This window comes from Gordonia hirsuta DSM 44140 = NBRC 16056, assembly GCF_000333015.1.
In the GTDB taxonomy this organism is placed as follows: domain Bacteria; phylum Actinomycetota; class Actinomycetes; order Mycobacteriales; family Mycobacteriaceae; genus Gordonia; species Gordonia hirsuta.
Genome location: NZ_BANT01000057.1, coordinates 1 through 17238, shown reverse-complemented (window position 1 = coordinate 17238; position 17238 = coordinate 1). Strand labels below are relative to the sequence as shown.

Genomic DNA, 17238 nt, shown 5'->3' with positions numbered 1-17238 from the left:
CGACCCCGGCGGCGGCCGCGGCCAGCGTGCTGCCGCCGGCGCCCGACCAGCCCCGCATCGTCTCAGTCCCGAAGGTCTCCAGCCGGTCGAGGGCCTGGGTGAGCGCGGTGGTCTGTGCCGACAGGTCCCCGGCCAGTGCCCCGAAACGGTCGGCGTCGAAGGCCGCTACGACGGTGTGTGGCGCACTCACCTGCGCCTCCTCGACCAGCACCGCCCCCTGGTCGCGCCAGGCGCGCACCGCGGTCAAGAAGTCCTCCAGGGGGTTCACGTCAGGTCCGTATCCGCCTCGGTCACCGCTGCGGAGTGTGCCGTGAGGGCATCGGCCAGACCGGCCACTCCCGTCGACGCCGCGGAAATCCGCCCGGCCAGCACCGTGAGCCGGTCCCGGAGAGCACCGACGGCGTCGGCGTGGGCGGGCAGTGCCGTCCAGTCCCCCGCGGCGCGGTCGCGCTGCGCCGTGAGCCGGCCGGCGAGGGAGTCGAGAGCATCGGCGGTCTCCCGCTGCCGCTGTACCAGGCTCATGAGAGCGGCGGGGTCCAGGATCAGACGTGGGGTCATACCGGTTAGACGCACCGCAGCCTCGTCCGGTTCCCCGACACGCCGACAGATCTTGCACATCAATTGTCCCGGACAGCGGGCGACGTTGCTGACACAGGCCACCCGCACGGCGATGACCACCGTCCCGCCGTCGGCGATGCCCGATCGGACCTCGGCGTCCGTTTCGCTACGGTGTCACCCATGGCTTTCGACCTGGAACCGATCACCGAGTCCTTCTACGACGACGCCCCCGTCCGCTATGTCATCGACGTGCAGGTGCCCGCCGACCCCGACTACGTGTGGTCGGAGTTCACCCGGCAGAACACCCTCGACTGGTGCAGGGCGCTCAAGAAGGTGACCTACACCAGCCCGGCGCCGTACGACGACGCCACCACCCGCACCGCCGTACTGCTCGGCGGGGTGACTCTGCACGAGCAGTTCTTCCTCTGGGACGAGGATCGGCAGACCCACCGTTACCGGCACGGCTTCTACGGCCTGGACGCCTCGGTACCCGGGCTCACCCACTTCGGGGAATACACCGAAGTGACGCCGGGCGCCGGCGGGGGCAGCCGCATCGTCTGGAAGTTCGCGCTGCAGCTCAAGGCTCCGGCCCTACCCGCCCCGATCGCCTCGAAGATCGCCGGAGCCGCCTTCGGCCTGGTCAAGAAGGACACCGTCAAGCACTTCAGCCGCTGACGGCGACCGCGGTCCGACAGACAGGATCCCGGCCCGCCAGACAGGCGATCAGACGGCGGCGACGACCTGCGCGACCCGCTCGGCGATCGACTGCGCGGCCTCGGCCGTGGTCGCCTCGACCATGACCCGGACCAGCTGCTCGGTGCCCGAGGGCCGCAGCAGGATCCGGCCGTCGCCGTGCAGCTGCGCCTCGGCCTCCGCGACCGCCGCACGCACGGTTTCGGCCTGGGCCACCGCATGCTTGTCGCTGACGGGCACGTTGATCAGCACCTGCGGCAGGATCGTCATCGCCGCGGCCAGATCGGCCAGCCGCTGCCCGGTCTGAGCGACCCGGCGGGCCAGCAGCAGACCGGTGAGCACCCCGTCGCCGGTGGTGCCTGCGGACGGGATGACGATGTGCCCGGACTGTTCGCCGCCCAGGGAGTACTCCCCGGCCCGCAGCTCTTCCAGGACGTAACGATCGCCGACGCCGGTCACCTTGAGCTCGATGCCGGCCTCGCGCATGGCCAGGTGCAGGCCCAGATTACTCATCACGGTAGCCACCAGGACGTTGTCCTTGAGCAGGCCGCGCTCGTGCATGGACAGCGCCAGGATCGCCATGATCTGGTCGCCGTCGACCACCGCGCCGGTGGAGTCCACGGCCAGGCAGCGGTCGGCATCGCCGTCGTGCGCCAGCCCCAGATCGGCGCCGTGTTCGAGGACGGCGGCCTGCAGGTTCCCCAGGTGGGTGGAGCCGCAGCCGTCGTTGATGTTCAGGCCATCGGGTTCGGCGTGGATCGCGATCACCTTGGCGCCGGCAGCGGCATAGGCCTGCGGGCCGACCTGTGAGGCCGCTCCGTTGGCGCAGTCGACCACCAGGGTCAGCCCGGCCAGGTCGTCACCGCCCGAGGCGGCCAGATGCTCGAGGTAGCGGTGCACCGCATCGGGCGCCTCGATCAGCCGGCCGATATCGGCGCCGACCGGACGGATCGGGGGCGCCTCCATCGCGGCTTCGATCGCGTCTTCGGTGGCGTCGTCGAGCTTGTGCCCGCCGGTACCGAAGAACTTGATGCCGTTGTCGGGCATCGGATTGTGCGAGGCGGAGATCATCACGCCGAAGTCTGCGCCGTAATCGGCGGTCAGGAAGGCCACGGCGGGGGTGGGCACCACGCCGACGCGGATCGCATCGGCACCGGCGGCGGCCAGACCGGCGCACAGCGCGGCTTCCAGAAGCTCCCCGGAAGCCCGGGGATCACGGCCGACTACCACGCGGGGCCGGCGATGCTCATCATCGAGTGCGTGTGCACCCAGAACGCGAACAGCGGCCGAGGCCAGGCCCAAGGCGAGCTCTGCAGTGAGCTCGTCGTTGGCCCGGCCCCGGACGCCGTCGGTGCCGAAAAGGCGTGCCACAGTACGAGGCAGCGATCAGCGCTTGCTGTACTGCGAGGCCTTACGGGCCTTCTTCAGTCCGTACTTCTTACGCTCGACCGCACGGTCGTCGCGGGTGAGGAAGCCGGCCTTCTTCAGCGCCGGCCGATCCTCGGGGCTGACCTGCACCAGCGCGCGGGCGATCGCCAGGCGCATGGCACCGGCCTGGCCCGAGGGGCCGCCGCCGACGAGCTTGGCCTGGATGTCGAAGACGTCCGGGCGCTCGACGGTGACCAGCGGATCCTTGACCTGCTGCTGGTGCACCTTGTTCGGGAAGTAGTCCTCCAGGGTGCGGCCGTTCAGCTTGAACTCGCCGTTGCCCGGGAGCATGCGGACGCGGACGACGGCCTCCTTGCGGCGACCGACGGTCTGCACCGGCACGTCGAAGACGATCGGGCCGCGCGAGACGACCTCGGTGGTCTCGACCTCGGCGGACTCGGTGGTGTAAGCGCCGTCCTCCAGGACGACGGCCTCGGCGTCCACGACCTCAGCGTCGTTGTTCACGTTCTCGTTGGTCACTGGGACACCTGCTTGATCTCGAAGGGAACGGGGCGCTGAGCCGCGTGGGGATGGTTCGGACCGGCGTAGACCTTCAGCTTCGAGGCGATCTGGTCACCGAGCTTGTTCTTCGGGAGCATGCCCTTGACGGCCTTCTCCACCAGACGATCCGGACGGGTCGCCAGGACCTCACCCACGGTGCGGGACTTCAGGCCGCCCGGATGACCCGAGTGGTGGTAGATCTTCTTGTCGGTCAGCTTGTTGCCGCTGATGGCGACCTTCTCGGCGTTGACGATGATCACGTAGTCGCCCATGTCCATATGGGGGGCGTACGTCGGCTTGTGCTTTCCGCGCAGCAGGTTCGCTGCCTGCACGGAGAGGCGGCCGAGCACCACGTCGCTGGCATCGATGATGTGCCACTCGCGGGTGACGTCACCGGCCTTCGGGGTGTAGGTAGGCACAGTAGTCCTCACTGTCGTTGTTTCTGCCGGTCACAGGCTCGGACACAGCTACTTCCCGGCGACCGGTAGGGACCCGGGGCTGACGACGCACCACACCGGAGACAGGCAGCGGTGAGGGCGGTCGAGCACCAGCGGACAAGATTACGGGAATCGGTCTGCACCGGTCAAAACGGTGGCAGAGTCGGACCCATGAGTCACACCTGGGACCTGTCCGCTGCCGACGGCGAACTGCTGCTGCACACCGACACCGCCGGCCGGGCCGCACGCACCGGACACAAACTGACCATCACGATGGGCACCTGGACCGCCCAGGCCACCGTCGAGGACGGCCACCCGGTCGCGGTGACCCTGACCGTCGACGTCGATTCGCTGCAGGTGATCAAGGGCGAAGGCGGGCTGACCCCGTGGACCGGCGTCGAAGCCGGCACCGCCCGCAAGAACGCACTCAAATCGCTCGAGGTGAAGAAGTACCCGACCATCACCTACCGGTCGACGGCGGTCACCTTCGACGACGACGTCTACCGGGTGGACGGGGAACTGACCGTCTGCGGCGTCACCAGATCGCACCCGCTGCAGGTGCGTCGCGATGGCGCGGACTTCCGCTGCGAGACCGTGGTGCGCCAGAGCGAGTTCGGCATCAAACAGTTCTCCCTGATGATGGGCACCGTGAAGGTCGCCGACGACGTCGAACTGTCGATCAGCGCCACCGTCCCGCAGGTGTGAGCGGCCCCGGCCGGACTCCGCCGGTCAGGTAGCGGAAATCTGCACCGAGGCCACCGCCCGGGCGCACACCGCCTCGATCTCTGCGCCGCCGTCGCCGCTCTGGCACCCCAGGCTCACCTGCGTGTGGTCGACGACCACGACATACCAGCGCACCGCCGCACCCGAGACCGGTGCCTCCCGGTAGCTGATCACCTCGCGGCCGCCGTAGCGGGCCGTGGCAGCGAACTCGACCACCACCTGGTCGCCGCGCTGGGCGATCCGGTTACGCAGACTGCGTGCCACCGCGGCCGCGTCAGTCCCGGCGCGCAGGGCGGTGACCACCACGATCACCCGTCGGCCGTCGCCGCCGTCGGCGAAGACCGCCCGCAGACCGCGCCCATCGCCGGGGTCGGTTCCCGACAATTCGGTGCGTCGCCAGTCCGCTGGGATCAGCAGCTCCACGGGGCCGACCGCTGCGATGCCCGCGGCATCGGGCGGTATCGCTCGCGACCAGCGCATCACCCCGCCCAGGGCGGCGAGGACCACCAGGGTCGCCACCGCCGCCAGCACCGCGGCGCGCCGGCCCCGCCGCTGCCGCGACAGCGGAGGCGGACGGAAGCCGAAGTCGTCGTCGACCGGCAGCGCCCGTCCGCCGTGCCGGCGCACCAGCGCCCGATCAACGGTCACCACCGGCAGATCCGGGAACGCCTCGGTCAGCGCGCCGGCCAGTCCGGGAGCCGCGGGACAGTCGACGAAGATCACCTCCGCGCGCCCGGCCAGCTCGAGCAGGCCGGACGGAGCCGTGGCCGGGTCGAACAGTTCGGCCGCCGCGCCGGCCTCGACCTGCCAGCGGCCGGCGGTCCGGGTAAGCAGTTGCCCGCTGACCGCCGGCGGCCCCTGCCCGGGCCGCTCCCCCGGCACCAGCAACGTTTCGATCACCGCACACGAGCGGGTAAGCGCATCGGCGTGACTGGCGGCGATCAGCTGCGACCGGGAGATCAGGTGCACCGGGGCGCCCACCTGCGCCAGAGCCCGGCTCAGCCGTTCCCGGCGCGGACCGCCCCAGGTGCTTGGGCAGCCGACGGCACCGGTCGCCGGCGCGTACCCGGCCGCGCTCAGCCCGGCGGCCAGCCGCGCGACCGCATCCGGCTCGTCGATCACGCGCAGCAGCTCCGCATCGGCCAGGTCGACCACCGTCACCCTGCTCTCCTCACCCTGCTGCCCCCCTCACCCTGCCGTCCTCACCGGGCCACCTGCACCATGTCGCTGCCGGCCCGGGAGATCAGCTCACCGCGACCGGCGGGCAGCTTCTGCATCCGGGACCGGCCGACGACATAGCCCTCGTCGGCGTCCCCGGACAGCAGCAGCACGTCACAGGACAGATCGCGCAGCCCGGCGATCACCGGATCGAACATGGCCCGGCCCAGACCCCCGGAGCGACGCGCCAGGATCACCCGCAGACCGATGTCGCGCGCATGGCCCAGCAGGTCCAGCAGCGGCGTCAGTGGATTGCCCATCGCCGTGACCACCAGGTCGTAGTCGTCGATCACCAGGTACACGGTCGGACCGGTCCACCACGAACCAGCGGCCAGCTCGTCGGCGGTCACGTCCTCACCGGGGAGGCGTGCCCGCAGATAGTCGGCCAGCTGGGCCATCATCGGCGCCGCCGTCTGCCCGGAGCTGGCGTATCCGGCCAGATGATCGGCGTCGACCAGCCCGAGCAGGGTCCGCCGGTAGTCGACCAGGATCACCTTGGTCTGCTCCGGGCCGCCGGTGCCGATCAGCCCGGAGACGATCGTGCGCAGCGTCTGCGTCTTGCCCGCGGCGGTATCGCCGAAGATCAGCAGGTGAGGCTGGGTGTCGAAATCCAGGATCACCGGCGCCAGATCCGATTCGCACAGTCCCAGCCCTGACTGTCCCGCCCGCAGCGGTCCGCCCCGGGCGACCAGCTCGGCCAGCCGGTGCCCGGGCAGGTCGGCCTCCAGCAGCCGCAGCGGCGGTGCACAGCGGCCGGTGTAGGTCGCGGCGCTGGCCTCGACGAAGGAGGCGGTCGCCCCCGGCAGCGTCTCGATCGACGGATCACCGTCGAACCTGGGCAGTGCCACCAGCAGATGCAGTTCCTCCCCGGTCAGGCCACGTCCGGGCCGCCCGACCGGGACGGTGGCCGCGGCTTTGCGACCCATCTCCGAATCGAGGGGGTCTCCCAGTCGCAGTTCCAGCCGGGTACCGAGCAGATCCTTCATCGCCGGCCGGATATCAGCCCACCGGGCGGCGGCGACGATCACGTGCACGCCATACGAAAGCCCCTGGGAGACAAGCGCGTTGACCTCGTCTTCGCGGTCCTCGAATTCACTGCGCAGGGTCGCCAGACCGTCGATCACCAGGAAGACGTCACCGCGCGGATCGTCAGCGTAGCGGCCCTCCCGGCGGGCCGCCCGGTATTCGCGGATCGATTCCAGTCCCTGCGTGGCCAATAGCTCTTCGCGTTCGGTCAGGATGTTCTTGACCTCGGCGAGGGTACGGCGCACCGCGTCCCGACGATTCTTGGTCGCCACCCCCGCGACATGGGGCAGGCCGCGCAATGCGGCCAGGGTGCCGCCGCCGAAGTCCAGACAGTAGAAACTGATCTGCTGCGGGGTGTGCGTAGCGGCGGCCGCACAGATCAGGGTGCGCAGCGCCGTCGACTTACCCGACTGCGGGCCGCCGACGATCGCCGCATTTCCAGCGGCTCCCGACAGATCCAGCAGCAGCGGTTCGCGCCGTTGATCGTAGGGCCGGTCCACCGCGCCCATCGGAATCACCAGACTGCCGGCATCGGCCGGACCGGCGACGAAACCGTCGAGGGTGATCGCCTGTTCCAGCGGCGGCAGCCATACCGGATGCGGCACCGCACCGTGACCGGCGATCTGTCCGACCAGCGTCTCCAGCAGACTCGCCGCCGCACCGGCCGGTTCGGTCGCCGGCTCCGCATCGGTCGCCGCATCGCTGGGCACCGGAACGCGGTCGGTGGTGAACCGGAAGACCCCGCCGAGTGCCCGCGGCTGCCCGTCGGGGCCGAGACGGTCCGGCCGCGGCGGCACATACGGTCCGGAGACGAATGAGGTGTTGAACCGGACCGGCGCCGCCGAATCACATTTGAGATAGGCCGCTCCCGGCGTGCTGGGCAGATGGTAAGCATCGGGAACCCCCAGAACCGTGCGGGATTCGTTGGCCGAGAAGGTCTTCAGGCCGATGCGATACGACAGGTGACTGTCCAGCCCGCGCAGTCGTCCCTCCTCCAGCCGCTGGGATGCCAGCAGCAGATGGATGTGCAGGGACCGGCCGAGCCGGCCGATGGCGACGAACAGCTCGGCGAATTCTGGTTTCTGGGCCAGCAGCTCGGAGAACTCGTCGACGACGATGAACAGGGCCGGCAGCGGATCCAGTCGTGCCCCGGCTTCCCGCGCCCGCTCGTATTCGCCGACATTGGCGAAGTTCCCGGCGCTGCGCAGCAGCTCCTGGCGACGGTTCAACTCCCCCGACAGCGCATCGGCCATCCGATCGACCATGGTCAGTTCGGCTTCCAGATTCGTGATCAGCGCAGCCACGTGGCGGGTGTGCAGACCCAAGAAGGTGGCTCCGCCTTTGAAGTCGACCAGCACCAGATTCAATTCCTCCGGCGAATGCGTAGCGATCAACGCCAGCACCAGTGTCCGGAGGAATTCACTTTTCCCACTTCCGGTGGCGCCGATGCACAGTCCGTGCGGACCCATCCCGCCGTGCGCGCTCTCCTTCAGATCCAGGTCCACCGGGGTGCCCTCGGCCGTGTAGCCGATCGGCACGCGCAGCCGGTCCTGAGGTGAGCGCCCCCGCCAGCGCCGGTCCGGCTCGAACTCGCGCACATCACCCAGACCCAGCAGCGCGGGTAGACCCGGATCGGCGGCGACCCGCGACGTGTCCAGCCCCGGCAGCGGCAGGCTGCCGGCGAGCCGGTATCGTGCCAGGCCGCGGGCCAGCACTTCGGCGTGCACGGCGGACAGCTCGTCGGGGGCACCGAACCGTTCCAGTCCGGCGACGCTGAGCGCAGAGATCCGGCCGGGCTCGAGAACCAGTTGCAGACCGCGACGGACCGCCAGGGCGTCGTCGTCGGGTTCGATTTCGATCATCGTCAAGCCTTCGCGACCGGCGCCGATGGCCAGTTCTTCCTCTCCCGTGCGCGGCCCCCCGTCGCAGATGACGATCAGGTGTGCACGACCGGTGATCGGCGGCGCCGACCGGGAGAATCGGCCGCGATCGGCCAGGTCGCCGACCAGATCCGTCTCCAGTTCCTCCAGGCTGCCGTAGATCATCCGGACCGGTCCCAACCGGTCCACTGCGGTCGGATGTCCGGTATGCGGAAGCCACTTGAGCCAGTCCCAATCAGGGCCGAGCGGGTCCTCGGCGGCGACCGCGACCCGCAGGTGGTCCGGTCCGTGCAAGGTCGCCATCTGGGCGATCATCGCCCGGATCAGGCCCAGGACGTTCGCGCGCGGACCGCACATGCCGATCGCCGGGAAACTCTGCAGGGCGACCGCGGTGGGCAGCTCCGGAACGGTCGCGTGCGCCTGGACGAACCTGCGCAGCGCCGAGGCGCACACCGGCTCGAGGTCTTCGGCCGGAGCCACCTCCGGTGGAACCAGCGTCTTGGCCAGCGGCTGGGTACCGACCCCGAGCCGCACATGAGCGAAGTCGGCATCACCGGGTCGTCGCTCCCACATCCGCGGGGAACCGGCGAATCCGGCCAGCGTGGCCGGCTCCGGGTGGCTCCACAGCGCGCACACGCGCTGGTCGGCCACCGTCTCGGCCACGCTGGTTCGGGTCTGGGACAGATAGCGCAGATAGTCTTTGCGATCCTCGTTCAGTTCGACCGAGCGGGCCGGTCCGCCCCGTCCGCCGGCCGCGAGCATGCCGACCATCGACATCAGCATCATCAGCGGGAACATCAGAAACAGCGGATTGCTCAGTGCGCCACGGCCACCGGTCAGGAACATCAACGCGACCATGCCGACCAAGGCCACCACCATGACCAGCGGCAACAGCCGCACCAGCAGATTCTGCGGGACTGCGCGCGCCACCTCCGGCGGACCGGTCAGTGCGAGCTCTCCGCCCGGCGGTACCGGCGGCACCGGTCGCGGGCCCCGGACAAAAGAGACTGTCGACCCCATCGGACTCCCCCCGAAGTCACACGGATCTGCGAATTCCCCCGAATCGCTCCGCGAACGCGCCCGAAGCGCGATGGTGAAGTTTCTATCAAGAACCTCGGGGGAGGGTTTGCGAAATGACCATTACTGCGCAGCCGGAGTTGCTCCGGATCTCGATTCTCGGTGCCGAAACACAGGTGGATGTGGCACTGCCGGCCGAGGCTCCGATCATCGCACTGATGCCGGATCTCCTTGCGCTGCTGCGGATTCCACCTCCACCGGTCGACGACGCCGAACGCATCGGCGAGCTGCCGCGGTGGACCCTGGGACGTATCGGGCAGACGCCGTTGGCCGCCGACTCCTCACTCGCCGCCGCTGAGGTGCACGACGGCGAGTTGCTTCTGGTCTGTCCCGATCGGCCGACCACTGCCGGTGCGGTGATCGACGACGTCGTCGACGGTCTGGCGCACCTGACCCACAAGCGCCATCCCGCCTGGGCCGCCGCCGATGCGCGGCGCCTGGGCCGGGCGGTCTGCCTGGCCGCGGCACTGGTCGCCGCGCTTGCGGGGCGCCTGGCCGGCGATCAGCAGCCGCTGCTGATCGCCGCTGTCAGCGGAGGCACCGCGTTGCTGCTGTTGGCGGCTGCGGCGCTGAACAACAGACTGGTCGGCGACCCGGCCAACAGCACGACGCTGTCGGTAGCCGCATTCATCTTCGCGGTATTGGCTGGATCACTCGTGCCGCAGCCGAATTCGACCGGTCCTGCATTGGCCGCGGCAGGCGCCTGCGGGGTGGCAGCAGCGGTGATTGCGCACCGCTGCACCGGGCTGGCGCACTCTCTGCACGCCGCCTTGGCCACGATCGCCGCGCTGCTCGGCATCACTGGGCTGGCCACGATGGGCTTGTCCGGAGATCTCCGGGCGGCCGCCGCGGTCACCGCGGCGACGGGCGTGTACACCATGCTGCTATCCGCGCGGATGGCCATCGCCGCGGGCAGACTGCCGCTGCCGCCGGTACCGAACACGCCGCCGCCGGTCCCCGTGCTCGATACCGACGACGGCATCGAGGGGCTCGAGGCCACCCGGTTGGATGCCATCGCCGATCTGGCTCTGGTGGATCTGGACGACCTTGACCGGCGGACGCGCGCCGCATCGGGGTACCTGACCGGCATCGTCGTCGGTACCGCAGCGACGACAGCGGTCGCCGTGCTGCTGGTCGCCGTCGGCTTCGCCGGGTCGCGCGTGTCCTTGCTGTTCTGCGGCGCCGTTGCGGTCGCCCTCCTCGCCCGGGGTCGGACTCATGCCGATCGGACGCAGAGCGCCACCCTGCTGTCCAGCGGCGCGGCCTGCTTACTCGCGGTTCTAGTCGGTAGCGGTTCGGCCGTGCTCACCTTCTTCGGCGGCCTCGTGCTGGCCGCAACCGCGCTCCTGGTCGGCACCACCAGCGAAAGCCACGACCGCTCCCCTCTGCAACGGCGCTCCCTCGAGATCGCCGAGTACGCGGTCATCGTCGGGATCGTGCCACTGTTGCTGTGGCTGCTCGACGTCTACCGCACCATCCGCGAATTCTGATGCGGCTGGTCGCCATGGCGATCGTCATCGCCATCACCGTCCTGCACGCCGCCAGCGGCGCGGCCTCGGCGGCCCCGCCGTCGATCACGGCCCTGGTCCCTGTCAGTGCCCAGCCGATGGGTCCGGCGCAGCCGACCGAGCAGCGCACGCACTGTGCCCGCACCGCCCCGCTCGCCGGCGACCGCGGCGGCGAGCCGGCCGGGCATCGGCAACTGGACATCGGCCAGGCCTGGCGATTCAGCCGGGGCGCCGGCGTGACCGTCGCGGTGATCGACACCGGGATCACCCCGCACCCGCGCCTGCCGGCCCTGACCGGCGGCGGAGACTACGTCACCAGCGGCGACGGGTTGAACGACTGCGATCTGCACGGCACCGTCGTCGCCGGGATCATCGCTGCCCGGCCGTCTGCCGCCGACGGCTTCGCCGGGGTCGCCCCAGAGGCTCGGCTCCTGTCCATCCGCCAATCCAGCGGGGCCTTCGAAGCTCGATCACGCACACCGGAGGCTCGACGGGAACGCACCGTCGGTGCCGGTTACGGGCCGCTCAGCACCCTGGCTCGGGCGATCGTCCGGGCCGCCGAACTCGGTGCGAAGGTCATCAACATCTCCGAGGTGGCATGCGCTCCGGCCGACGAACCGTTCGACGACGACGCCGTCGCCAGCGCACTAGCGATCGCTCGCCGCCACGATGCCGTCGTGGTGGCAGCCGCCGGGAACCTCTCGGACACCGGTGGTTGCCGGGAGCAGAATCCGCTGGCCGCGGCGTCCCCGGACGATGCGTGGCTGCAGATCCGATCGCTGGCCTCACCGGCACGATTCGGCCGGGACATCCTCACCGTCGGCGCCGTCGACGCGCGTACCGGCCAGCCAGCCGAGTTCAGCCTGCGCGGTCCGTGGCTGACCGTCGCGGCTCCCGGCACCGAGATCAGCAGTGTCGTCGGCGGCAACGTGATCGACGGTCTGGTCGGAGAGCGGGGACGACGGCTGCTGGCGGGCACCAGCTATGCCGCCGCGTACGTCTCCGGTGTCGTCGCGCTCGTGCGATCCCGCTATCCGCAGTTGTCGGCGGCCGAGGTGATCGACAGGGTGGTCCGGACCGCACACGGCGGCCCCGACCCCGATGCCGCGGTCGGCTACGGCATCATCGATCCCGTCGCCGCACTGACCGCGGATCTTCCCGATGTGACGGCACTTCCGGATCCCGGCGACGGCATCACGGTGGCAGCGCCCCGGCCGAGGCCACCCGACCACGGGCCGGCGATCGCGGTAGCCGCGACTCTGGCCGTCGTAGCTGCAGGGGTCGCCGCGGTTTTCGCCGTCACCCGCAGGCGCCGCTAGACCTGTCTGGCCGAGCGGCACCTCCGGGGCGGGCGCGGTCCACGGGGAGTCGGCGCTGTGGGCGCTACTGCGCGGTGCGTGCCGGTCGCAGCTCCCGCGGCAACGCGAAGGTGAGGGTCTCCTGGGCGGTGGTCACTGTCTCGACATCGCTGTAGCCGTGCTCGGCCAGCAGATCCAGGACACCCTGCACCAGGATCTCGGGCACGGACGCACCGGAGGTGATGCCGACGGTGCCGACGCCCTCGAGCCAGGCCAGATCGATCTCCTTGGCGTAGTCGACCAGGTGACCGGCCTTGGCGCCGTTCTGCAGTGCCACCTCGACCAGCCGCACCGAGTTCGACGAGTTCTCCGAGCCCACCACGATCACCAGATCGCAGTCCGGGGCCATCGCCTTGACCGCGCTCTGCCGGTTCTGGGTGGCGTAGCAGATGTCGTCCGACGGCGGATCGTTCAGCAGCGGGAACCGCTCGCGCAGCCGGCGCACCGTCTCCATGGTCTCGTCGACGGACAGGGTGGTCTGCGAGAGCCACACGAGTTTGGTCTCGTCGCGCACCTGGACGTCGTCGACCTGATGCGGGCCCTCGACCACCTGAATGTGTTCGGGCGCCTCGCCCTCGGTTCCTTCCACCTCTTCGTGACCGACGTGGCCGATCAGCAGGATGTCGTAGTCGTCGCGGGCGAAGCGCTTGGCCTCCTGGTGCACCTTGGTGACCAGGGGGCAGGTGGCGTCGATGGTCCGCAGCTGACGCTCTTCGGCGGAGGCGTGCACCGCTGGGGACACGCCGTGCGCGGAGAAGACCACGAGTGCGCCTTCGGGCACCTCGTCGGTCTCGTCGACGAAGATCGCGCCGCGCTCGGCGAGCGTGTCAACGACGTGACGGTTGTGCACAATCTCTTTACGCACATACACGGGCGCGCCGTGTTTATCGAGGGCGCGTTCGACGGTTTCTACCGCCCGATCGACGCCTGCACAGTACCCACGCGGCGACGCAAGCAAGACACGCTTGGAGGGGCTTGACGTCGGAGGAATGGTATCGGTCATAACTCCCAGCGTACGGGTGTGGCAGAGTAAAAGCATGAGACGTCCTCCGTATCCTGCTCGGGTGGCCGCCGGAGTGCTGGTGACCACCATCGACGAGACCAAGCGGCTGCCGACCCGGATCATCACCTTTCCCATGTCCGCCGTCAGTCGCGGACTGCAGGCAGGCATGCGATTGCAGCAGAACATCGCCGAAATGGCGATCAAGGGCGACGAGTTCTTCGCACCGTGGTGCGACCAGGCCGAAGAGCAGCCCGAGTGGGCCCGGTTCGACGAAGACGAGACTCTGATCACCATCCCGGACGTCACGGCGACCTCGGCTGTGGCACCCGCCCCGCCACGCCAGCCGGCCCAGCAGACAGCCACTGACACCCCAGCCACCGACAAGGCCGCCACCGACAAGGCACCGGCGAAGAAGGCACCGGCCCGCAAGGCGGCCGCCCGCAAGCCTGCGGCCGCATCGACGGCGGCCGAGCCCACCGCACCGGCCGATGCCGAGGCCCCGGCAGCCAATGCCGGACGGTTCGCCCTGTACAGCTCGCCGCCGGCGGAGCTGACCGAGCAGACCGCAGCCGACGAGGCCAAGGAACCGTCGACGAAGGTCACGCAGCCCGAGATCGCCGAGTACATCGAGTACGACTCGCTGACGCTGGCTCAACTGCGCGCCAAGCTGCGTGGTCTGAGCACCGAGGAGCTGCAGGAACTGGCCGACTACGAGCGCGCCGGCCGCAACCGCGCACCCTTCGCCACGATGATCGACAACCGGATCGCCAGCCACCAGAAGAAGTCCGGCGTCTAAGTGGTCCCCCGGACCCGATGACCAGCACGCCGGCACCCAACAGTGCGGAGAATCCGTGGCCGGTCCGCACTCTCAACAAGAAGATCGCCGATTGGATCCACCGGCTCGGCCAGGTCTGGGTCGAAGGCCAGCTCACGCAGATCAACCGCCGACCGGGCACGCGGACGGCTTTTCTGACCCTGCGTGATCCGGCCGCGGACCTGTCGCTGTCTCTGACGTGCGATCCGGACCTGCTGCGGCGCAGCGCAGTCCCGCTCACCGAGGGTGCCCGCGTCATCGTCTACGGCAGACCCGACTTCTACCCCGGCCGCGGCACCCTGAGTCTGCGCATCACCGATATCCGCCCCGTCGGCATCGGCGAGCTCCTGGCGCGCATCGAACGGATCAAAGCACTGCTGGGCGCCGAAGGACTGTTCGACGTCCGGCGCAAACGCGCCCTGCCGTTCCTGCCGCACACCGTGGGCCTGATCAGCGGCCGCGGCAGCGCCGCGCAGCGCGATGTGATCGCAGTGGCATCCGCACGCTGGGCCAGCGTGCGATTCCGGTTGTCCGAGGTCCCGGTGCAGGGTCCGTCGGCGGTTCCGGCCATCGTCGATCACCTGCGTCTACTCGACGACGATCCCGAGGTCGAGGTGATCATCATCGCTCGTGGCGGCGGCAGCGTCGAGGATCTGCTGCCGTTCTCCGACGAGACCCTGCTGCGCGCGGTGGCGGCCTGCCGCACCCCGGTGGTCAGCGCCATCGGCCACGAGCCGGACAATCCCCTGCTCGATCTGGTCGCCGACGTCCGTGCGGCCACCCCCACCGATGCGGCCAAACGCGTCGCCCCCGAGATCGCGGCCGAAGTCGCGATGATCGAGACCCTGCGCTCACGCAGCGCCCATGCCCTGCGCAACTGGGTGGCCCGCGAACAGCGTGTGATCGACGGGCTGCGGGCCCGGCCGGTCCTGGCACGACCGCAACTGCTGGTCGACGAGCAGCGCACCGTCGTCGAACGTCTGCGCGCCGACCTGCGCCGCAATCAGCAACACCGGCTCACCGTGGCCCATCACCAGCTGACGCAGCTGTCGGCACGCCTGGCCACACTCGGTCCGGCACAGACTCTGGCTCGCGGCTACGCCGTCGTCCAACGGATCGACGACGACGCCCCGCACGCCGTCAGCAGCCTCGACCAACTCTCGCCCGGGGCGCAGGTGCGTATCCGGGTGGCCGACGGCGCCGCCCGCGCCGTCGTCGATTCTCTGGAAGGATCCGAGCAGTGACCGATCCCGTCTCCGCCGGCGAGGCCGTGCCCGTGGCGCAGTTGGACTACGAAGCCGCCCGCGACGAACTCGCCGAGGTGGTGTCACGGCTGGAACACGGCGGTCTCGGCCTGGATGAGTCGCTGGCGCTGTGGGAGCGTGGTGAAGCACTCGCCGCCCACTGTCTGACCCAGCTTCAGGGCGCCTCCGAACGCATCGAGAAGGCGCTGGACGGGACGCAGTAGCGCGTCGTGCCCGATCGGTCGGCCGCTGCTACTTCGGCAGCGGCTGCGCCTTCAGCGTGGCCGTGGCCAGCACATCCAGCGGCGGATTCTGCCCGCGCCCGAGCAGACCGATCCGCACATCGCCCAGATCGGTGATCCACACCTGGCGTCCCTCGTCCTCGTTGGCGTAGGTCACCCAGGTCTGGCCGCCGGCGTCCACGGTTCCGGTCCCGGCCACCCCTGCGCCACCGATCTCGGGCACCAACTCGGCCTCGGGCGCGGTGGTCTGCGTCAACTGCACGTACGTGCCCGACGGGGTGATCCAACCGACGTTGCTGGTCTGCGAACCGCCGACGACAGAGGTGAAGCCGGAGTTGGACTGCCAGTCCCCCGGAAGCGCAGGTTCCCGGATCGGGAACGGCAGGGTGCGGGCATCGGCCCGGAAGGCGTTGCGGCTGTCGAAGCTCGGGATCGCCTGTTTGGCGGCCTCGTTGCCGAATCCCCATGAACAGCTGCCCGCGATACCGGCGATGACCACGCAGATCAACAGCAGCGGGATCAGCGACCACACCATGTCGCGACTGTCCTGCAGAATGCGCGGTTTCTTCTCGGCCATGGCGCCCAGTATCGCAGTCGGGTCGGGGCCCGGGCGAATCGCCGGGCGTGACAGAATCAAAGCCACATTCTTCGCAACGACGCATAGGAGCGCAGCGCACATGACGAAGCAGGCCCCGGATCGTAACCTCGCCATGGAACTGGTGCGCGTCACCGAAGCCGCCGCATTGGCGGCAGGCCGCTGGGTGGGCCGCGGCGATAAGAACGCCGGCGACGGTGCCGCCGTCGACGCGATGCGCGAGTTGCTGTCGACGGTCTCGATGCGCGGCGTCGTGGTGATCGGCGAGGGCGAGAAGGACGAGGCGCCGATGCTGTACAACGGCGAAGAGGTCGGCAACGGCGAGGGCCCCGAGGTGGACGTCGCCGTCGACCCGATCGACGGCACCACCCTGATGGCCGAGGGCCGGCCGAACTCGATCGCGGTCATCGCAGTGTCCGAGCGCGGCACCATGTACGACCCGTCCGCCGTCTTCTACATGAACAAGATCGCCGTCGGCCCGGAGGCCAAGGGCGCCATCGACATCAACCAGTCGGTTGAGTGGAACATCAATTCGGTGGCCGCCGCCAAGGGTATCGACGTCGGCGACCTGACCGTGGTGGTGCTCGACCGCCCGCGCCACGCGGATCTGATCCGCGAAATCCGGGAGGCCGGGGCCAAGATCCGGTTGATCTCCGACGGCGACGTCGCCGGTGCGATCGCCGCGGCCGGCGACTACAGCACCGTCGACATGCTCATGGGGGTCGGCGGCACCCCCGAGGGCATCATCTCGGCCGTGGCGATGAAGTGCATGGGCGGTGAAATCCAGGGCAAACTGTGGCCGACCAGCGACGAGGAGCGCCAGAAGGCGATCGACGCCGGCCTGGACCTGGATCAGGTGCTCACCAACGACATCCTGGTCCGCGGCGAGAACTCGTTCTTCTGCGCCACCGGCGTCACCAACGGCGACATGCT

Annotated in this window: 17 protein-coding genes; 8 read left to right on the top strand and 9 right to left on the bottom strand. The window is 69.7% G+C overall.

The window, feature by feature from the left end:
• Nucleotides 1-268 (bottom strand): hypothetical protein (locus GOHSU_RS15430; RefSeq protein WP_024332647.1); only part of this gene is annotated, 268 nt, incomplete at its 3' end.
• Nucleotides 265-558: a hypothetical protein gene (locus GOHSU_RS15425; RefSeq protein WP_155821321.1), complete on the bottom strand. Its 294-nt coding sequence runs from the start codon at nucleotides 556-558 to the stop codon at nucleotides 265-267. The genes GOHSU_RS15430 and GOHSU_RS15425, both read right to left, overlap by 4 nt.
• Before the next feature lie 180 nt (nucleotides 559-738).
• Between GOHSU_RS15425 and GOHSU_RS15420 the strand changes: the two genes are divergently transcribed.
• Nucleotides 739-1233 carry an SRPBCC family protein gene (locus GOHSU_RS15420; RefSeq protein ID WP_005943812.1) on the top strand — a complete coding sequence of 165 codons (495 nt, stop codon included), beginning with the start codon at nucleotides 739-741 and terminating at the stop codon, nucleotides 1231-1233.
• A gap of 48 nt (nucleotides 1234-1281) precedes the next feature.
• Here GOHSU_RS15420 and glmM read toward each other — a convergent pair whose 3' ends face one another.
• Genes glmM through rplM form a run of 3 tightly spaced genes read right to left on the bottom strand, consistent with a single transcriptional unit; the run spans nucleotide 1282 to nucleotide 3599 of the window.
• A complete protein-coding gene (glmM, locus tag GOHSU_RS15415) occupies nucleotides 1282-2622 on the bottom strand; it encodes a phosphoglucosamine mutase (RefSeq protein ID WP_005943810.1) in 1341 nt (446 codons plus the stop codon).
• Nucleotides 2623-2637: 15 nt separating this feature from the next.
• Nucleotides 2638-3159, bottom strand: coding sequence for a 30S ribosomal protein S9 (gene rpsI, locus GOHSU_RS15410; RefSeq protein WP_005943808.1), 522 nt, complete (start codon nucleotides 3157-3159; stop codon nucleotides 2638-2640).
• On the bottom strand, nucleotides 3156-3599 hold the full coding sequence (gene rplM, locus GOHSU_RS15405; protein WP_005943807.1) for a 50S ribosomal protein L13: 444 nt from the start codon (nucleotides 3597-3599) through the stop codon (nucleotides 3156-3158). The genes rpsI and rplM overlap by 4 nt, the downstream gene beginning before the upstream one ends.
• Before the next feature lie 189 nt (nucleotides 3600-3788).
• Here rplM and GOHSU_RS15400 point away from each other — a divergent pair, with 189 nt between their 5' ends.
• Nucleotides 3789-4322 carry a YceI family protein gene (locus GOHSU_RS15400; protein ID WP_005943804.1) on the top strand — a complete coding sequence of 178 codons (534 nt, stop codon included), beginning with the start codon at nucleotides 3789-3791 and terminating at the stop codon, nucleotides 4320-4322.
• Between the two features lie 24 nt (nucleotides 4323-4346).
• Here GOHSU_RS15400 and GOHSU_RS15395 read toward each other — a convergent pair whose 3' ends face one another.
• Together GOHSU_RS15395 and GOHSU_RS15390 are read right to left on the bottom strand one after the other, a co-directional pair.
• Nucleotides 4347-5501: a type VII secretion-associated protein gene (locus GOHSU_RS15395; protein WP_005943801.1), complete on the bottom strand. Its 1155-nt coding sequence runs from the start codon at nucleotides 5499-5501 to the stop codon at nucleotides 4347-4349.
• 41 nt (nucleotides 5502-5542) lie between these two features.
• Nucleotides 5543-9484 (bottom strand): type VII secretion protein EccC, encoded by a 3942-nt coding sequence (locus GOHSU_RS15390; protein WP_005943798.1) that lies wholly within the window; start codon nucleotides 9482-9484, stop codon nucleotides 5543-5545.
• Nucleotides 9485-9597: 113 nt separating this feature from the next.
• Between GOHSU_RS15390 and eccD the strand changes: the two genes are divergently transcribed.
• Both eccD and mycP read left to right on the top strand, forming a co-directional pair.
• Complete coding sequence (gene eccD / locus GOHSU_RS15385) at nucleotides 9598-11031, top strand: type VII secretion integral membrane protein EccD (RefSeq protein WP_005943795.1); 1434 nt, start codon at nucleotides 9598-9600, stop codon at nucleotides 11029-11031.
• Nucleotides 10992-12368 (top strand): type VII secretion-associated serine protease mycosin, encoded by a 1377-nt coding sequence (gene mycP / locus GOHSU_RS15380; RefSeq protein WP_245551768.1) that lies wholly within the window; start codon nucleotides 10992-10994, stop codon nucleotides 12366-12368. Before eccD ends, mycP begins: the two co-directional genes overlap by 40 nt.
• 64 nt (nucleotides 12369-12432) lie before the next feature.
• Here mycP and GOHSU_RS15375 read toward each other — a convergent pair whose 3' ends face one another.
• A complete protein-coding gene (locus GOHSU_RS15375) occupies nucleotides 12433-13410 on the bottom strand; it encodes a 4-hydroxy-3-methylbut-2-enyl diphosphate reductase (protein ID WP_005943788.1) in 978 nt (325 codons plus the stop codon).
• Between the two features lie 34 nt (nucleotides 13411-13444).
• Between GOHSU_RS15375 and GOHSU_RS15370 the strand changes: the two genes are divergently transcribed.
• Genes GOHSU_RS15370 through GOHSU_RS15360 form a run of 3 tightly spaced genes read left to right on the top strand, consistent with a single transcriptional unit; the run spans nucleotide 13445 to nucleotide 15692 of the window.
• Nucleotides 13445-14206, top strand: a complete 762-nt coding sequence (locus tag GOHSU_RS15370) for a lipid droplet-associated protein (protein WP_005943785.1) — start codon at nucleotides 13445-13447, stop codon at nucleotides 14204-14206.
• A 17-nt stretch (nucleotides 14207-14223) separates the two neighbouring features.
• Nucleotides 14224-15468, top strand: coding sequence for an exodeoxyribonuclease VII large subunit (xseA, locus tag GOHSU_RS15365; RefSeq protein WP_005943782.1), 1245 nt, complete (start codon nucleotides 14224-14226; stop codon nucleotides 15466-15468).
• Nucleotides 15465-15692, top strand: a complete 228-nt coding sequence (locus GOHSU_RS15360) for an exodeoxyribonuclease VII small subunit (protein WP_005943780.1) — start codon at nucleotides 15465-15467, stop codon at nucleotides 15690-15692. The genes xseA and GOHSU_RS15360 overlap by 4 nt, the downstream gene beginning before the upstream one ends.
• Before the next feature lie 28 nt (nucleotides 15693-15720).
• Here GOHSU_RS15360 and GOHSU_RS15355 read toward each other — a convergent pair whose 3' ends face one another.
• Nucleotides 15721-16287 carry a DUF4245 domain-containing protein gene (locus GOHSU_RS15355; RefSeq protein WP_024332645.1) on the bottom strand — a complete coding sequence of 189 codons (567 nt, stop codon included), beginning with the start codon at nucleotides 16285-16287 and terminating at the stop codon, nucleotides 15721-15723.
• 100 nt (nucleotides 16288-16387) lie between these two features.
• Here GOHSU_RS15355 and glpX point away from each other — a divergent pair.
• On the top strand, nucleotides 16388-17238 hold an 851-nt coding region (gene glpX, locus GOHSU_RS15350), incomplete at its 3' end, for a class II fructose-bisphosphatase (RefSeq protein WP_005943774.1).